General features: G+C 48.2%; 14 protein-coding genes. 4 read left to right on the plus strand and 10 right to left on the minus strand.

Annotated elements, in window-relative coordinates; translation table 11 throughout:
- Positions 1-49: 49 nt before the first annotated feature.
- Positions 50-814 (plus strand): sulfite exporter TauE/SafE family protein, encoded by a 765-nt coding sequence (locus HRR27_RS01170; protein ID WP_173269620.1) that lies wholly within the window; start codon positions 50-52, stop codon positions 812-814.
- Positions 815-914: 100 nt separating this feature from the next.
- On the opposite strand, the gene HRR27_RS01175 is transcribed toward HRR27_RS01170, so the two are convergent.
- The 3 genes from HRR27_RS01175 to HRR27_RS01185 form a co-directional block, all read right to left on the minus strand.
- Positions 915-1151, minus strand: a complete 237-nt coding sequence (locus HRR27_RS01175) for a hypothetical protein (protein WP_173269623.1) — start codon at positions 1149-1151, stop codon at positions 915-917.
- A gap of 173 nt (positions 1152-1324) precedes the next feature.
- Positions 1325-2443, minus strand: coding sequence for a GNAT family N-acetyltransferase/peptidase C39 family protein (locus HRR27_RS01180; RefSeq protein ID WP_173269627.1), 1119 nt, complete (start codon positions 2441-2443; stop codon positions 1325-1327).
- Positions 2437-3528 (minus strand): DUF2817 domain-containing protein, encoded by a 1092-nt coding sequence (locus HRR27_RS01185; protein WP_173269630.1) that lies wholly within the window; start codon positions 3526-3528, stop codon positions 2437-2439. The genes HRR27_RS01180 and HRR27_RS01185 overlap by 7 nt, the downstream gene beginning before the upstream one ends.
- Before the next feature lie 214 nt (positions 3529-3742).
- Here HRR27_RS01185 and HRR27_RS01190 point away from each other — a divergent pair, with 214 nt between their 5' ends.
- A complete protein-coding gene (locus HRR27_RS01190) occupies positions 3743-5227 on the plus strand; it encodes a RimK family protein (RefSeq protein ID WP_173269633.1) in 1485 nt (494 codons plus the stop codon).
- 14 nt (positions 5228-5241) lie between these two features.
- Here HRR27_RS01190 and HRR27_RS01195 read toward each other — a convergent pair whose 3' ends face one another.
- Positions 5242-6240, minus strand: coding sequence for a DUF3616 domain-containing protein (locus tag HRR27_RS01195; RefSeq protein ID WP_173269637.1), 999 nt, complete (start codon positions 6238-6240; stop codon positions 5242-5244).
- 131 nt (positions 6241-6371) lie between these two features.
- Here HRR27_RS01195 and HRR27_RS01200 point away from each other — a divergent pair, with 131 nt between their 5' ends.
- Together HRR27_RS01200 and HRR27_RS01205 are read left to right on the plus strand one after the other, a co-directional pair.
- A complete protein-coding gene (locus HRR27_RS01200; RefSeq protein WP_173269641.1) occupies positions 6372-7193 on the plus strand; it encodes a tRNA 2-thiocytidine biosynthesis TtcA family protein in 822 nt (273 codons plus the stop codon).
- A 7-nt stretch (positions 7194-7200) separates the two neighbouring features.
- Positions 7201-8118: a lysophospholipid acyltransferase family protein gene (locus tag HRR27_RS01205; protein ID WP_173269644.1), complete on the plus strand. Its 918-nt coding sequence runs from the start codon at positions 7201-7203 to the stop codon at positions 8116-8118.
- A 19-nt stretch (positions 8119-8137) separates the two neighbouring features.
- Here the strand turns inward: HRR27_RS01205 and HRR27_RS01210 are convergent, their stop codons facing one another.
- Genes HRR27_RS01210 through HRR27_RS01235 form a run of 6 tightly spaced genes read right to left on the minus strand, consistent with a single transcriptional unit; the run spans position 8138 to position 15978 of the window.
- Positions 8138-8725 carry a class I SAM-dependent methyltransferase gene (locus tag HRR27_RS01210; protein ID WP_173269647.1) on the minus strand — a complete coding sequence of 196 codons (588 nt, stop codon included), beginning with the start codon at positions 8723-8725 and terminating at the stop codon, positions 8138-8140.
- Positions 8726-8734: 9 nt separating this feature from the next.
- Positions 8735-10186: a TrkH family potassium uptake protein gene (locus tag HRR27_RS01215; RefSeq protein ID WP_173269650.1), complete on the minus strand. Its 1452-nt coding sequence runs from the start codon at positions 10184-10186 to the stop codon at positions 8735-8737.
- Between the two features lie 2 nt (positions 10187-10188).
- Positions 10189-11595, minus strand: a complete 1407-nt coding sequence (trkA, locus tag HRR27_RS01220) for a Trk system potassium transporter TrkA (RefSeq protein ID WP_173269653.1) — start codon at positions 11593-11595, stop codon at positions 10189-10191.
- A gap of 43 nt (positions 11596-11638) precedes the next feature.
- A complete protein-coding gene (locus HRR27_RS01225) occupies positions 11639-12973 on the minus strand; it encodes a sigma-54-dependent transcriptional regulator (RefSeq protein WP_173269658.1) in 1335 nt (444 codons plus the stop codon).
- Positions 12974-12975: 2 nt separating this feature from the next.
- Positions 12976-15204 (minus strand): sensor histidine kinase, encoded by a 2229-nt coding sequence (locus tag HRR27_RS01230; RefSeq protein WP_173269660.1) that lies wholly within the window; start codon positions 15202-15204, stop codon positions 12976-12978.
- 12 nt (positions 15205-15216) lie between these two features.
- Positions 15217-15978 (minus strand): DUF4390 domain-containing protein, encoded by a 762-nt coding sequence (locus tag HRR27_RS01235; RefSeq protein WP_173269664.1) that lies wholly within the window; start codon positions 15976-15978, stop codon positions 15217-15219.
- Between the last annotated feature and the right edge of the window lie 15 nt (positions 15979-15993).

Consider the following 15993-nt stretch of genomic DNA (forward strand, 5'->3'; position numbering starts at 1 on the left):
TGGCTAGAATAACGGCCAAACAACGATTGACAGAATTTAGGAGCTTTTTATGGTTTTAGCCTGGATTGGCGCATTATTTATCGGGATTACGCTTGGCCTTTTAGGTTCTGGTGGCTCCATTCTTACCGTCCCGGTTTTAAGTTACGTGGTCGGGCAAGAGACCAAAGTGGCAATTGCCGGCTCTTTGATGATTGTCGGGATTATCAGTCTGTTTTCACTGATTCCTTACGCCAAACAGAAAATGGTCGACTGGCGCACGGTATTTATGTTCGGTTTGCCCGGTATGGCTGGCGCCATGTTTGGTGCATGGACAGCCAATTTTGTTACCGACGCTATACAGATGCTAATTTTTACCGTCTTATTGATTATTGCGGCTTTTTTAATGTACAAACCGATGAAGCTGAGCGACGAGCCGCATGAGCCGCGAGCATTTTATAAAATTGCAGTAGACGGCTTTGTGGTTGGCGGTGTAACGGGCTTGGTCGGTGTCGGCGGCGGCTTTTTGATTATTCCGGCTCTGGTGCTGCTTGGTGGATTGTCGATGCGTATGGCAGTCGGCACCAGTTTGGTGATTATTGCCGCGAAATCGTTCGCTGGTTTTGTTGGTTATATTCCGGTGTTGGAAAAACTCAATCTGCAACTGGATTGGAACATCATCTGGATTTTCTCGGCAATCGGTATTTTAGGCGGTTGGATCGGGCATAAGATTAGCTCTAAAATCGACCAGCAGATACTCAAGAAAGGTTTTGCGGTGTTTATGATTTTGATGGGGTTGTTTATTCTCTACAAAAATATCCCCGCCTTATTGGCGTAATTAAGCGATCACACACTGTAAAAGAACGGCGCAAAGAGATGAACACTTTGCGCCGTTTTTGTTTTCCGGTTGTTTTAACCCGATGCAGTCTTACAGCGGCTTAAGAGTCGCTGTGCCCGAGTTCTTGCTTGGTTTCGACCAGATTCGGATTTTGCTGCATCGCTTTTTGCAGGTCTTTTTTATAAGCTTCAATCGCTGGAGCCAGCGTTGGGTTTTCTTTGGCATAAGCTTCAAAACCGGCAAGATAGGGGTCTTTTCCTGATTTATCGGCAGCATGACCGGCGCTGGCAAGTAGGGCAGCGGTTAAGCCGAGCATAAGCGTGGTCTTTTTTGACATAGTTCAATCTCCATTTATTAGACATCTCAGTATGAAAAGCCGCGTTGGCTTAGAAAGACACGGAACACTTCAATGAACGTGTTCTGTGTCTCCTTCGTTCGCTGTCTAATTTAAGGATGGACGGTCAAACTTCAAGAGCGAGCTTGCCGTTTTAAAGATTGCTCAAGCGGTTTTCAAGAATTTGGCGCAGTCGCCCCCAGCACCAATAACGCCTTGAGTTTTTGCTGGCCGAAGCTGGCCATTTTCCAAAACAACCCTTTGGCAATCGGGATTTGCTCGAAGTCGGTTTTGCTCAGATGCGGTTGCTTGTCGTCGATATCGGGGTCGTTGATATACACATAATTTTCGTCGCTGGCGGTAATCACCACCCAATGAGGGGCTTTGTCACGCGTTAATTGCCAAGTGCTGATGAGCGCCAAAATCGGCTGTTGTCGCGCCAAAATCGCGTCTAATTCTTCGGTATTCGGCCAGTCATTACGCACCTTGACGTCGCTTTCCGCCAGCTGGGTGAGAAAATCTTGATGCACCAGCTCGATCACCGCTTTTTTCTCGGCGCTGCGCACGCCGTCGATAAAAGGCGTGCCGTTGCTATTGACGATTAATTCAACCGCCAGTGCGCGCCGCCATGCGCTTAAAGCCAGTCCGTGCGGCGAGCAGCCGCCATGTCCCGAGGTCATGAAAATAGTGGTCGCTTCGCGCCAGATTTGCAGCTCTTCGCGGCGATTGGCGCGATAATCCGTCTGTAAGGTTTGCAGCGCCATCATTAAAGAAGCCGGGCCGCAGGTAAATTCGGTGCTTTGCTCATAATAGGCAAAGTTAGGGCGTGCGCGGCGGCTTAGCGCCTTGCTGTGCAAGCGTTTTTCCATACGCCAGCCATCCGCACCGTCTTCGTAATAGGCACTGAGTTTGGCCAGCGTTTTATAGCCGCGTTGTTGATAGAGTTGATAGGCGGCGAGATTATTGACGCTGACTTCCAAACGCAGATAGACACAGCCGTGTTCGCCGGCGTATTGCTCGCCCCATGCCAGCAGTTGTTTGCCGTATCCCTTGCCCTGCGCCTCGGGCACAACCGCCAAAGAGTAAAGCCGCGCCAATCCGGTGCCGCTACGAAACAGCAGTAACACATAACCGAGCATTTGCCGCTCGTCGGCGATGATTGCCAAAGTCGAATGCTCGCCTTTTAGAAAGTGGCTGAAACTGCGGCGGCTGATTTGGTCGTAGACAAAGCATTGCTGCTCGATTTGCACAAGGGCGTTCAAGTCGTTTTTATCGGCTAAGCGAAGGGTCAGCATGAGCGTTTCTTTAGCCCGTTTTGTAGGGCAAGATTGACGACTTGGCGCGAACGCAGCAGCACTTGTTGCTGCCAGCTGGGTTCAAACGGGTAGAAAAAATTCAGTAGGGCTTTGACAGGGGGCGCATCTAAATCGCGGGTTTGGGTGCCTAAATGGTTTTGGTAATCTTGCTCTTCCAACAGTAAGCCGACCAAGGCTTCTGGCGCAAAAGTACCGAATTCGACCGTGACAAAATGGCCGCGTTCGCCGATGAGTTGGTGCCAGAAAAAATCCACCAAACCGTTTTTCGGAGCGGAACAGGACTCGCCCAAATACGCCGAGCAGGCATTCGCGCCGTAGGTGTTGACCACCGATTCAAAACCGCGGCTGTTGGGCTGATGATCGTTAATCAGTTCGCCATAGCCGTAAGGCCCTAAGCCGGTGTGTAAATCCAGCACGGCGATGTGCTTGGCACTCTGCCAAAAGCCTTGGCTTTTCAACTGTTGCAATACGCCGTTCGACCAACTAGGCGCTTGCCCGCCGTAGAAAATCCCCTCGGGATTGTGATATTGCCCTTGAGTCACCGTGCCGATAAAAGGGGCGATGGATTGCGCTTGGGTTTTGCGGGTCTGCCAAATGTGCAGCGCGGTGGCGGCCAGTTCATCGTATTGTGAATTGTGCGGCAGCGGTTGGCTGAAATCGACAAAGTTACGGTTCAAGTCGATATTTTGGTGGTCGCCACGACGCTGCCAAGAAAATCCCCAAGGATTTAACGCGTGAATCAGTAATATACCTAAATCGGCATGAGCAAACAGGGGCACTTCCAGTAGGGGTAACAAGTCACTTTGTACCGCAGAACCCATATAACCTTCAATGCCGTGAGTGGCACTCTGAATGACCAGTATTTTGCGGGGTTTTTTGGATTGCGAAAGCAGTACCATATCGCAAAACAACGCCTCGTCTTGTGCGCCGAGTAAAGGGTGCTCAAAACGCTGTTGCCATTGAATCGGTAGCGGCCGATTTAGGTGCTCCAGAAAACAGTGGCGCGCCTCCGCATAAGAATGTTTAAAAAGACTTAAATCCAATGGCGCGAGGGCGTTAATCACTGTAAATCTCCAAGAGATAGGGGTACATCATCTTACTGCGAAATTTATCCGCAGTGCTAAAAATAATGATTGTTAGCATCAGGTTTTTGCAGTACAAAGACATCTATTTTGCGATTTTGGCAAAAGCGTAAAAGCGGCGAGTTTACCGGCCCTAAATGCGTTTGCTTAGAACGGTTTTGTTAGCGTTTTGCAGGGTTCTGCCAAGGAGATGGATGTGAGTCAGTTTTATGTTGTGGTTGATAAACTCGCGGATTGGGAGCCTTATTTTCCCAGTCAGGATGTGATTTCGTTGGATGATTATCTCAGCGAGGTGCATAGTAAAGCGGGTAAAAAAGTGCGCGTGATTAATCTGTGCCGTGATTATCACTATCTTAAAAGTGGCTATTACTGTTCGCTGTTGGCAGAAGCGCGCGGTCACAAAGTGATTCCGTCTTTGACCAGTATTAACGATTTAAGCCGTCAGTCGCTTTCCTCTTTACAGTTTGTTTGGGCTGATGCGTTGTTGTTAAAGTTGCCGCAACCCTCACAAGACGAGATCCATACGTTGCGTATCTGTTTTGGCCGGGTGTTGGATAAAGCGTTTAGCAAGCTGGCGGCAAAGTTGTTTGAATTACTGCCATGCCCGATTTTAGAAGCACAATTGAAATACAGTAACGGACGTTGGCAGTTAAGAAATGTGAAGCCTTTGGGATTAAAGCATCTTAGCACCAGCGCCGAGCAGACACTGTTTGCCGCAGCCTTGGAAAAATTCAGTTTGCAAATCTGGCGCAAACCCAAAGTGCGCAAAGCGTTTCGATATGATTTGGCTATTTTAGTTGATCCGCAAGAGGCTTTGCCGCCGAGTGATGAGGACGCTTTGCAGTATTTTACTAAGGCGGCTAATCAGTTAGGTATCGGGGTGGAGCGAATTACGCGGCGCGATTCGGCACGATTGGCCGAGTTTGACGCTTTGTTTATCCGCGAAACCACTTCGGTCGATCATCACACCTATCGCATGGCCAAAAAGGCTGAGGCAGAAGGGTTGGTTGTGATTGATGATTCAGCGTCGATTTTACGATGTACGAATAAAGTTTATTTGGCGGATTTATTCAGTGTCAATCAGGTGGCAACACCGAAGACGGTGTTGCTTCGTCAACCGACTGATGCGCGCCTTAAAGCGTTAGTTAAGGAAATTGGTTTGCCGATGGTCTTAAAAATACCAGACGGCGCTTTTTCGCGAGGTGTGGTGAAAGTCGAGACCGAAGCCGAACTTTTAGTACAGGCGCAACTGCTGTTAAAAGAATCGGTGATGCTATTGGTGCAGGAATTTATGTATACGCAGTACGATTGGCGGATTGGGATTTTGAATAATCAGCCGTTGTATGCGTGTCGTTACTATATGGTGGCCGACCATTGGCAAATTTATAAACATGAATCTGCACAGAGTGCCAATACTGAAGCGGAATCCGGCGGTTTTGATACGCTGCCGACGTTTGAAGTTCCTAAAGCGGTTTTGGATGTTGCACTTAAAGCGACTAAATTAATTGGCAATGGTTTTTATGGGGTGGACGTAAAGCAGAGTGGTGATCGAGTGGTGGTGATTGAGGTCAACGATAACCCGAGCATCGACCACGAAGTGGAAGATTTGTATCTGGGCGAACAGCTGTATAGCGAAGTGATGAAAGAGTTTTTGCGCCGCCTAGAAGAGCGCGGCCGTTAATCTACTGTGATTCCTCAAAAAGAGCAGCGATGTTGGCGCAAATCGCCATTAATTAAACCATCCTGTACGATCAGAAATTCGACCTGTTTGTCAATAAAGCGACTGAACTGGATTCCCTCTGGTTTGCCCTCCGAAGTCGGTAAATCGCACAGTTTACGTAAGCCGTTGGCAGGGCGGTCGCTCCCCGCCAATTGATCGCTTTCATCCCAAAAATACACCGCATAGGCTAACGGCTGGTCACCGACCGCACCAGCGAGCAATAATTGTCCGCTTATTTTCGCATCCGTTATTTGGGACATGCCGCGTATCCCACGGCCATCGAGGTCAAGCCAGAGCCATTTGTGTTTTTGAACGGCGAACGCGCCGTCTTTTTCCGGTTTTAAGCGCAGCACCGGTATGTAGTTACCGCGCAGTACCGGAGCGCGAAATCCGACCAGCAGTCGCTGTTTGTTGTCGCTGGAGAGCGCCTCGATATCTATTCCGTTTTCTTTACTCGGGATGCCGATAAAGGGCGCAATAATCGGTTGTTCGGCCAGCAACTTTTGCAGTGAAATTGACTCCACCTTTTCTGCAGCCCCTTCGGCATTTAAGCGAATCCGAAACAGCTGGCGACGAGCTTCTTCCGGATAGGTTTGCGCTAAACGCTGCAAATTTTGTTTTTGGGTTTTATCGGCGTTTACTTTTTTACGCTTGGCACTGTGCGAACCCAGCGCGTAAAGATAAGGCGCTTGATAGGCCAAGGCTTCCAAATCCAGCTCAACGTTTGAATTGGCCAGCGCAAGTGTGTTTAAAATTTGCCAGCGTCCAGCGTTCTGTTGCAATAACACTAAGCTTGCGCCCTCATCAGTCACTAAAGCCATTTGGTCAGCAATGGTGACGATGCCGCTGATATTTAAACTATCAATTGGTAAATTCGGTAAAGAGAGTGGATTCGCCTGAACAGAAAAGCTGATCCAGTTAATAATGATTATCAATAGATGGCGTTTTATTGGTGATAAACCGGTTATGCTCATTATTAGATCCTATCAATGCTGTCCCGTCGTTAGGGAATTGTCTTGGGCTGTCGAATGAATATTGTAAAATACCTCGGCATGCACCAAATGTGAATGAGTGAGAAAAGTTTTTCTGAGGATTGAACCTAATAATGACTGATGTAAACGCAAACAGCGAATCCAAATTAACGAAATCCGAGCGCACCAAAGATTGGATTAAGCCGCCGAAGGCGATTATGAAGCCGGTTGGGCGGGCGATGGCTCAATTCAAAATGTTGCGTGATGGCGATCGCGTGCTTTTGGGATTGTCCGGCGGCAAGGATTCGTTGGCGTTGTTGGTGATTCTCAAGCATTTGCAGCGTCATGCGCCGGTCAAATTTGAATTGGCTGCCTGTACCATTGATCCAGAAATCCCCGGATTTGATCCATCACCCTTAAAAGCGTGGGTGGAAAAACTGGGCGTGCCGTATTTTTATGAAGCCGAAGATTTGGTGGCACTTGCCAATTTGCACATGAAGGGCGATTCGTTTTGCAGTTTCTGCGCGCGTCAGAAACGCGGAAAACTCTATACCGTCTGCCGTCGCGAAGGCTATAACGTTTTGGCGTTGGCACAACATTTGGACGATTTGGCGGAGAGTTTTATGATGTCGGCTTTCAACGCCGGACAATTGCGAACGATGAAGGCGCATTATCTGAATGATGACGGCGATATTCGCATTATTCGTCCATTGGTTCGCGTGCGTGAAAATCAGACCCGTGATTTTGCCAAATCGGCGGATTTGCCAGTGATTCCTGATAACTGTCCGGCGTGCTACGCAAAGCCTCAAGCGCGTGCTGAAACTAAGCAGTTGTTATTGGAACAAGAGAAGAAAAATCCACATCTGTATGCCAATCTTTGGACGGCGATGCAGCCGTTAATCGCCGATGATAATCATGCTGGTGCAGCCGATTTAAACCAAGAAAAAGCGCGGTAGTTTGCGCATGGCAATCTCTCAAAAATTCCCTTCGGTGCGTAAAATCGGCGAGTCAATTGTGGCTTGGTTTGTCATCGGCTTTTTAAACATTTCAGCTTGGCTGCCATTTACTTGGCTGCAAGGATTGGGTCGGTTTTTTGGCGGCTTAATGGCGCGTTTTAACAGTCATTCGCGTTTTTTGGTGCGTTGTAATTTACGTGCAGTTTACCCTCAGCTCAGCGATGCTGAACTTACGGTATTAAGCAAAGCCGTGTTGCAGCACAATGCGCAGTCGATCACGGAACTCGGTGCTATGTGGTTAGGATCGCGCCAGACATTGCAGGGTTTGATTCATAACGTGCATGGAGAACAGTATTTGCAAAGTGCTTTTGCGCAAGGCAAGGGGGTGTTGTTATTGGCTCCGCATCTGGGTAATTGGGAGTTGGCGGGAAATTATTTGGCGATGAATTATCCGGCGACGTTTATGTACCGGCCACCGAATTTGCGCGCTCTGGCACCTTTGATGCGTCGTTCCCGCGAGCGTTTTGGGGCTCAGTTAGCACCGACTGATTTACGTGGTGTGCGCCAAGTGATAAAGGCGTTAAAGAGTGCGCAGGTTTCGGGAATTTTGCCAGATCAAGATGCCGGAGAGAACGGCGTGCAAGTGCCTTTTATGGGTGTGCCTGCGCGGACGATGACCTTAGCCAGTAAACTCTTGCAAAAAACCGATGCACACTGTCTGTTTATTATGGCGTTGCGTAATCAAAAGGGTGGGTTTGAGCTTCATATTTTGCCTGCGGATCGGGATGCTTTGGCGGATAAGGATCCCGTGCGAGCGGCGACGGCTTTAAACCATGGGGTTGCGCAGTGTGTGCAACAGGCACCGGAGCAATATTTGTGGGCCTATCGTCGTTTCCGAGGTGCGCCGGGTATTTATCAAAAGTAAGTTCTGGCAGGCGAATGCGTTATTGTTTACGTCCAACAAACCAAGCGTAACGCTGTTTGGGTGCATGGGTTTCCAATGTGTTTTCCGACGCTAACCAACCTTCGCCATAGACTTCGCAGCGTAAATCCTGAAACAGGTGCGTTAATTCCCCTGTTTGTAAATAAAATTCTAGGTTGCTCGGTGCATTCTGTTGCACAGGCGCTAGGAAGGTTTGATAGAAAATCCGCCCTTTGGGTTTTAAAGCGGCGACCAGCTGTTGACACAATGCGCGGTTTAAATAACGGCTGACGACGATCACATCGTATTGTTGATAGGGAAGCAGCATCTGTTCAAGGTCGGTAATCAACGGCGTAATTGGCAGATGGTGCAAACTGGCGTAATTATTTAAAATCGTTAAGGCGTTATCGGAAATATCCCACGCATCCGTTTTTAAACCACAGCGCGCCAAAAAACGCGCATTCCCACCTAGGCCACAGGCAATTTCTAAAGCACGACCAGAAAAGGGTAATAATGTCGAGTGTTGCTGCAGCACAAAACAAGGATTGGCTGGTGTTTGCAGTGTGGCATCTGCATAGTGCAGCTCCCATTTTGGTTGTGTGCTGTGCATTCGATTCCTTTATTTACGCCAGAAAGCGGCGGTAAAAAGCACCAGTAAGGTAAAAATTTCCAAGCGTCCGAGCAGCATAGCGAAGGTCAGTACCCATTTCACCGGATCGCTCAAGCTGGCGTAGTTGGATGAGACTGCGCCTAAGCCAGGCCCTAGATTATTCATCATCGCCGCCACGGCGGAAAAAGCCGTGATTTGATCAACGCCCAGCGCCATCACCACCAACATAATCACCGTGAACGTAAACACGTAGACGGCTAAGAATCCCCAGACGGCCATCATCACTTTTTCCGGAATACTGCGGCCGCTGAGTTTGACTGGCATAATTGCATTGGGATGCAACAACCCTTGAATTTCGCGTAAGACTTGTTTGCTGAGCAGCAAGAAACGAATGACTTTCATGCCACCGGCAGTCGAGCCGGCTGAACCGCCAATAAAACTGACAAAAATTAATAGCACCGGTAAAAAGCCCGGCCAAGCGGCAAAGTCGGCATTGGCAAAGCCGGTAGTGGTGGCGATCGATACTGTTTGAAAGAGTCCGTAGCGAATCGCATCTGACCAGTCTAGGTAGACGTTATGTAGGTATAAAAAAGCACTGACAATCAAAGTGATGGTAATCAAAATGGTGGCGTAGACTTTAAATTCCGGGTCGCTTAAATAGGCATTGGTATTGAGATTACGGAAAGCGCTAAAGTGCAGCGCAAAGTTGACGCCGGCAAGAAACATGAAGAACACCGCAACCAGTTCGATTTGGAAGCTGTCGTAATAGCCGATACTGGCGTCGTGGGTGGAAAACCCGCCGATGGCGACAGTAGAAAAACTATGGCTAAAGGCATCAAACCAGTTCATCCCAGCCAGCCAATAGGCAATTGCACAGTTAACGGTGAGCCCTAGATAGATAAACCATAAGGCCTTGGCCGTTTCTGAAATACGTGGGGCAATTTTGGAGTCTTTAATCGGTCCAGGGGTTTCCGCGCGATATAACTGCATACCACCAACACCAAGCATTGGCAGCACCGCAACCGCCAATACGATAATCCCCATACCGCCCAGCCATTGCAGTTGTTGGCGGTACCAAAGAATGGCGTGTGGCAATTCATCCAGTCCGGTCAGGACAGTTGCTCCCGTCGTGGTTAAGCCGGAAAAAGATTCAAAAATGGCATCCGTTAAACTGAGTGGCACTTCCTTTTCGATGTAAAAGGGCAGGGCGCCGACTAAGCCCAGGACGACCCAGAACATGACAACCACAAAGAAACCATCGCGAATTTTGAGGTCTTGTTTGTAATCGCGGACGGGCAACCACAACAGCAAACCGAGCATTAAAACGCCGCCCATAACGGTTGCAAAGGCAGTTAAAGCGCCGTCACCGTAGATAAGCGCGATAATAATCGGCGGCACCAAGGTTAGGCTAAAAAGCATTAACAGCAAGCCGATGACTTTAAGGATAATTTTGGAGTGCATACTTAGTTCCAGCGAAACCAGCTGGGTTCGCTGGTGGCAAACAGTTCGGCAATCGCCGAAGCGCTGTTGGGGTCGGTTAAGAAAAGTACCACATGGTCTTCGGCTTCAATTTCTAAATCGCGGTGGGCAATAATGACATTGTCTTTGCGGATAATCGCGCCGACGGTGATGTCGCTTGGCCAAGGAATTTGCGCAATCGTTTTGCCGATGATGTCTGAGGTGTTTTCGCTGCCGTGGGCGACGACTTCCATCGCTTCGGCAGCACCTCGGCGTAAGGTTACTGCTTTAACCGTGTCTCCACGACGTGTGTGATGTAACAGGTGGCTAGTCGTAATGCTGTCAGCGGAAATTGCCACATCAATCCCATTGAGCTGAATCAGTTCGACATAGGATTGGTTATTAACGAGCGCAATCACGCGGCGCACGCCGAGTTTTTTGGCTAACATACCAGAAATAATATTCGCTTCATCACTGTTGGTAACGGCAATAAATAGGTCGATTTCATCAATATTTTCTTCAAGCAATAAATCTTTATCGGAAATATCGCCGCGAATGACCACGGTTTTATCGAGCTGTTCGGCCACTTCGCGCGCTTGTTGCATATTGTGGTCGACCAATTTAACCAAGTGGTCACCTTCCAATGCTTTGGCAAGATGAAAGCCGATATTACCGCCGCCGCCAATCATAATATTGCGCGATGGTTTTTCTTTTTTCTGTCGCAGTTCTGCGATGATGGCTGGCACATGACGCGGTTCGGCAAGGAAAAATACCTCATCACCCGCACGAATCACCGTCTCACCGGTTGGCATGACAATTTCGTCTTTATTACGATAAATGGCGACTATGCGCGTTTTGATGGCGCTTGGCAGGTGTTTTTTTAGGGTGTTGATTTGTTTATTGACCAGCAAGCCGTCTTGGTAAGCGCGCATCGCGACCATGCGTAATTTACTGTGGTGGAAGTCGATGACCTGAAGAGAGCCAGGGTATTCAATCAGCTGTAGAATGTATTCGGTCACTAAATTTTCTGGACTGATTAACAGGTCGATGTTAATCGCTTTTTCATCGAACTGGCTGCTAAATAGTTCAGGATGGTCTAAATAAGAGCGACCGCGCACCCGCGCGATTTTAGTCGGCACCTTAAACATAATTTGTGCCAGATGACAGGCTACGATATTGGTTTCGTCGTTTTGAGTCGCAGCAATCAGCATATCCGCATCTTCTAAGCCTGCTTGGCGCAAAACATTCGGGTGCGAGGCATGACCAAATACGGTACGGATATCTAAGCGGTCTTGCAGGCGTTGCAGATGAAGGCGGTCGATATCGACCACGGTGACATCATTATTTTCATTTGCCAAGACTTCCGCCAGCGATGAGCCGACCTGACCGGCCCCTAAAATTACTATGTTCATCTGCGCTCTCGATTTTACCTACAGGAGTGAAAGAGAAAATCCGTCATATTGGATTTTTTGGGTCAATCCCTAAATGTTTCAATTTCCGATATAGATTGGTTCGGTCGATACCGGAGCGTTTCGCGGTTTCCGCGACATTGCCGCTGGTCTCGCGTAAGAGTTGTGACAAATACGCGGCTTCCAGACGATCCTTGGCCTCTTTTAAGTTAACGGTGGTATCGATGCTGGCCATCTGATTGGTGTCAATTTGCGCCTCTTTTAAGTAGCTGCGAATTTCTTCATCGGTGATTTCGCCACTGCCTAAAATTAAGATACGTTGCACTAAATTTTGTAGCTCTTTTAAATTGCCCGGCCAAGCGTACTGGCGCAGGATATTTTGCGCGGGCACACTGAAATGACGATATTCTAAAGCGTCATGGGTCACATAATGGTTGGTGAAATAATCGAGTAGTTCTGGAATGTCTTCGGTGTGTTGCCGTAGTGCTGGAATGGCAATCGGCATGACTTTTAAACGCTGGTATAGCTCTTCGCGGAATTTATTGTGCTCTACCGCCCATTCTAAATCGCCGCGACTCAGCGCAATAATACGAATATCCAACGAAATACTCTGTTCGTCCAACTGCAGTTGCTTGTTTTGGATAAGATTGGTGAGAATATTTTGAGCATCCAGACTGAGTTGTTCGATATTGGCAATGACCAAAGTCCCCATATCCGCTTGGCGTAGCTGTTGCAGAATCGCGGCTTCTTGCATCTGCTCAAGGTGGCGGTTGAAGTCATAAGCGGAGAGTTCAACGATTGCATCGTCTTTGCGGCTGCTGGTTTTATGCAGCGCGCGTGCTAAATGATGTTTGCCGCTGCCAGACTCACCTTCAATCAGTACCGGCATAGTGAATTTGCTAAGGCGTTCGATGGTTTCGCGCAGGCTAATCATCACTTTGCTTTTGCCAATCGGTAGGAATTGTTCGGGGAGTTTTTGTTTGAGCTGGCGGTTTTCTTGGTTGAGGCGAATGTTTTCCATTGCGCGTTCGGCGGTGACAATCAATTTGGCCAGCGAGAGTGGTTTTTCGAGAAAGTCGTAAGCCCCAAGTTTGGTGGCTTCAATCGCGGTTTCGATGGTGCCGTGGCCGGACATCATAATGACTTTAGTGTGTTCCAAATAGGCGTCTTGCTGCATCTCTTTAAGTAGGCTGATGCCATCCACATCCGGCATCCAGACATCAAGAAACATAATATCTGGCAGGCTTTCGCGCCATGCTTGTTTGGCTTGCACGCCATTGGCCGCGGTGGTTACTTTGTAACCTTCTTCGGCAAAGATTTCTTGCATTAGGTTACGAATGTCTTTTTCGTCGTCAACGATCAGCAGTTTGCCGGGTTTCATGGTTACTCGCTTGCTAAGATGGGTAGAGTGATTATAAAGCAGGTGCCTTGCATGGGTGAAGTCTTGACTCGAATTTGCCCATGATGCTCCTCGACAATTTTACGTACTATGGCGAGTCCTAAGCCCGTGCCTTTGGGTTTGTCGGTTGCATAAGGTTCAAATATCCAGTTTTGTGCTTCACGCGGAATGCCCGGCCCATTATCGCAAACAGTGATTTCAAGGTTTTTTTCGGCCGTCACTGAGGCATTGAGTTCGACACTCGGCTCGGCAATCTCTTCGCAGGCTTCCAACGCGTTTTTAATTAGATTATGGAACAGTTGGCGTAGTCGAGATTTATCTGCCAGCACTAAAGGACAGTTTTGGTCGATATGCGACACCACACGCCATGCGGCATTCGGATCTTGGTACATTTCGGTAATGCCGTGAATTAGGCTACAGAGCTCGGTGCGCTGGAGTTTAACTTCGGGGGTATTGGCGTAGTCACTGAAAGCTTGTACCAGCGTTTGCATGGTGGCAACTTGTTCGATAATGGTTTGCGTTAAACGGTTTAATAAATCTCGGTCATCACCCTGTAAGCGCTCGCTTAATTTAAAGTTTAGCCGCTCAGCAGAGAGTTGAATGGGGGTTAAAGGGTTTTTGATTTCATGTGCTAAACGGCGCGCCACATCGCTCCATGCGGCGTTAACTTGCGCTTGCACGAGCTGGGTAATGTCGTCGATAACGATAATATAACCGGCGGCTTTTTTATCTAGGGTTGGCAGCGGCGAGCCATGCAATAGCAAGATTTGTTGGCTGTTTGGCGATTGAAATTCGTACTGCATACTCCAACTGTTGTCGCTGAGGTTTTTATTGCTGTCGAGTTCTGCAAATTGTTGCACGATTTGCGCCATCAGAAGTTTTAGGCTCTGTTGCTGCATAGCTTCGTCATCGGATAGGTTTTCCAATGATTTGGCCTGTGCCAATGATGGCATGCTTTTTTCCAGTAACTGTTCGCTTTTGATGTTGAGAATGCGCTCTGCCGCACTGTTAAGCGTGCGAATTTGCTGTTGGGTGTCCATGGTAATCACGCCACTGGTTAAGTTTTGGATGACCGCTTGCAAATACAGTTTTTGGACTTCGGCTTGTTGATGGCTGAGTTTAATATCGTTACGTGCTTGTGCTATACGCTGAATCATGTCGTTAAAAGAGATGATCAATTCGCCAAATTCATCTTGCTGCTTGACGGGCATATGAATCGTGTAATCGCCACGCGAAACCGCTTTGGTTCCACGTGCTAAGGTGCGAATTGGGCTAGTAAAGTTTTGCACGGCGCGCACGGTAAACAGCACAGCGGTCACTAAGGTGAGTAATACCACCATTGAGAGGATTAAGGTAAAGCTGGTGGTTAATGGTCCTTTGAGGTAGGACAGTTCGCTATATTGTTGCGCGGCAATTGAGACTGAGTCTGCGAGTTCGGTGATGTTTTGCGGAATCGGAAAAATCGCCTGCAGGGCGTATTGTGAATTGAGCGAGCGGCCAACCGGAATAAAGACGCGCACAAACTGTTCTTTGTTTGTGGCACCGGGAATGGTTTCGATTGCGGCGTAGGGGGTTTCTTTTCGAACCTGTTGGAACAGATTATCGCCTGGCGCGCTGTTAGGTAAAATTTGCGTGTTGTCTTGTGCGCTAAAAGCGGCCAGTTGTTGATTGGTTTGGTAGAGGGCGATTTCTTGCGCATTCAGTAAAATACGGATGGTGTCAACGGTTAGAATCGGATTGAATTCAAGCCCAATCTGCTGTTGACTGACCACGCTCTGAGTGAGTTTTAAGCTGTCGCGAGTTTTATTGTCTAAAGTGACCGATGCTAAGTTGGCCGCTTTATTTAGGGCTTCTTCGGTGGTGACATCAAACCATTGGTTAATCCCTTGTTGAATGAAGTTAAGGGAAAACGCAAAGATGGTAATCGCCGGTACACCCATTAATAGCGTCGCTAAAACGGTCAGGCGAATGGTGATTTTGATGCCTGGGATATTTTGCTTGAATTGCTGGTAAAGAATCCAGAGCGCGCGGAAAAATAAAAACAATAAGACGCCGACACCTAGCCAGGTAATGACCAGCAATACTGAGTAGGCTTCTTCAAATTTAGAGGCATTTTGTAGAATCTGACTCATCATCACCAGCATCAGCATCAGCACACTGAAAAGCAGGCTGACCCAGCCAAATTGTTTGATAAAACGTCCAAATGCCGCCATGTTGTTCTTCCGTTATTGCCAACTTAATGGGGTGGTTAAGTTAACCTCAAACCAGTCGCTGTCTAAGCGCCAAGTTGGGTCGAGTAGCGCGTCCAGCAGTAATGGCGATGGTAATGCCCAGTAATCCAGATAAATACGCACGCGTAGGCGATATTTTTGGGTGGGGTGTAACTCTTTTAGGCTGGCGATTTCAAAATCTTCCAAGGTGCCCATGGTCTCCAAAGCACGTTCAATCGAACTGAAGCGCTGCCGTTTGTCATTGCGGTTGTTAAACAGCACATATTGGCGGTTTAGCCCGAAGCTGGTTAATTCGGTATGGTAGCGGACGTGTTTGCGCGTGCGCTGATAGGGTATTCCTAAAAATGAACTGCCTTCGGTGAGTAAAATTTCGGTTCTAAACTTTAAACTGATGCCGTGATTAATGGCGTCGATTTGCGTTTTACCGAGTTTAAAACGGCTGATGGAGTCGATTTTAAGTTGCATATGGTCACGATAATCAACAACTTTGAGCAGGGTAATGCCCGGTTGGCTGACCGCATCCAATACACTGCTTTGCTCGGCAAGCATCTCGTCTAAATCAATATTTAAGATGCGGCTTTGTGGCGCTTCGCTGTTTGGTAAAGTGTTGGGCGCGTTGTCTTCGGTAGCGGTTAATTGTGAAAAAGGGTCAAGTCGCAAGGGTTTTTGTAGCGCTTCGGCGTGGCTAAATGACGGCAATAAGAGGCTGGCTATCACACTCAATAGAAAAGATGCTGTGACAATGCGCAACCTCATAGTCGGTTTTGATCC

Origin of the sequence: Thiosulfatimonas sediminis (genome assembly GCF_011398355.1) — a bacterium.
Classification (GTDB): Bacteria; Pseudomonadota; Gammaproteobacteria; order Thiomicrospirales; family Thiomicrospiraceae; genus Thiomicrorhabdus; species Thiomicrorhabdus sediminis_A.

Bases quoted from the DNA above. Each gene is read 5' to 3' on its own strand.
- HRR27_RS01225 (WP_173269658.1), bottom strand. From the start codon at position 12,973: ATGAAACCCGGCAAACTGCTGATCGTTGACGACGAAAAAGACATTCGT.
- HRR27_RS01180 (WP_173269627.1), bottom strand. From the start codon at position 2,443: ATGCTGACCCTTCGCTTAGCCGATAAAAACGACTTGAACGCCCTTGTG.
- HRR27_RS01195 (WP_173269637.1), bottom strand. From the start codon at position 6,240: ATGAGCATAACCGGTTTATCACCAATAAAACGCCATCTATTGATAATC.
- HRR27_RS01205 (WP_173269644.1), top strand. From the start codon at position 7,201: ATGGCAATCTCTCAAAAATTCCCTTCGGTGCGTAAAATCGGCGAGTCA.
- HRR27_RS01170 (WP_173269620.1), top strand. From the start codon at position 50: ATGGTTTTAGCCTGGATTGGCGCATTATTTATCGGGATTACGCTTGGC.
- HRR27_RS01175 (WP_173269623.1), bottom strand. From the start codon at position 1,151: ATGTCAAAAAAGACCACGCTTATGCTCGGCTTAACCGCTGCCCTACTT.
- trkA (WP_173269653.1), bottom strand. From the start codon at position 11,595: ATGAACATAGTAATTTTAGGGGCCGGTCAGGTCGGCTCATCGCTGGCG.
- HRR27_RS01230 (WP_173269660.1), bottom strand. From the start codon at position 15,204: ATGGCGGCATTTGGACGTTTTATCAAACAATTTGGCTGGGTCAGCCTG.
- HRR27_RS01210 (WP_173269647.1), bottom strand. From the start codon at position 8,725: ATGCACAGCACACAACCAAAATGGGAGCTGCACTATGCAGATGCCACA.
- HRR27_RS01215 (WP_173269650.1), bottom strand. From the start codon at position 10,186: ATGCACTCCAAAATTATCCTTAAAGTCATCGGCTTGCTGTTAATGCTT.
- HRR27_RS01200 (WP_173269641.1), top strand. From the start codon at position 6,372: ATGACTGATGTAAACGCAAACAGCGAATCCAAATTAACGAAATCCGAG.
- HRR27_RS01235 (WP_173269664.1), bottom strand. From the start codon at position 15,978: ATGAGGTTGCGCATTGTCACAGCATCTTTTCTATTGAGTGTGATAGCC.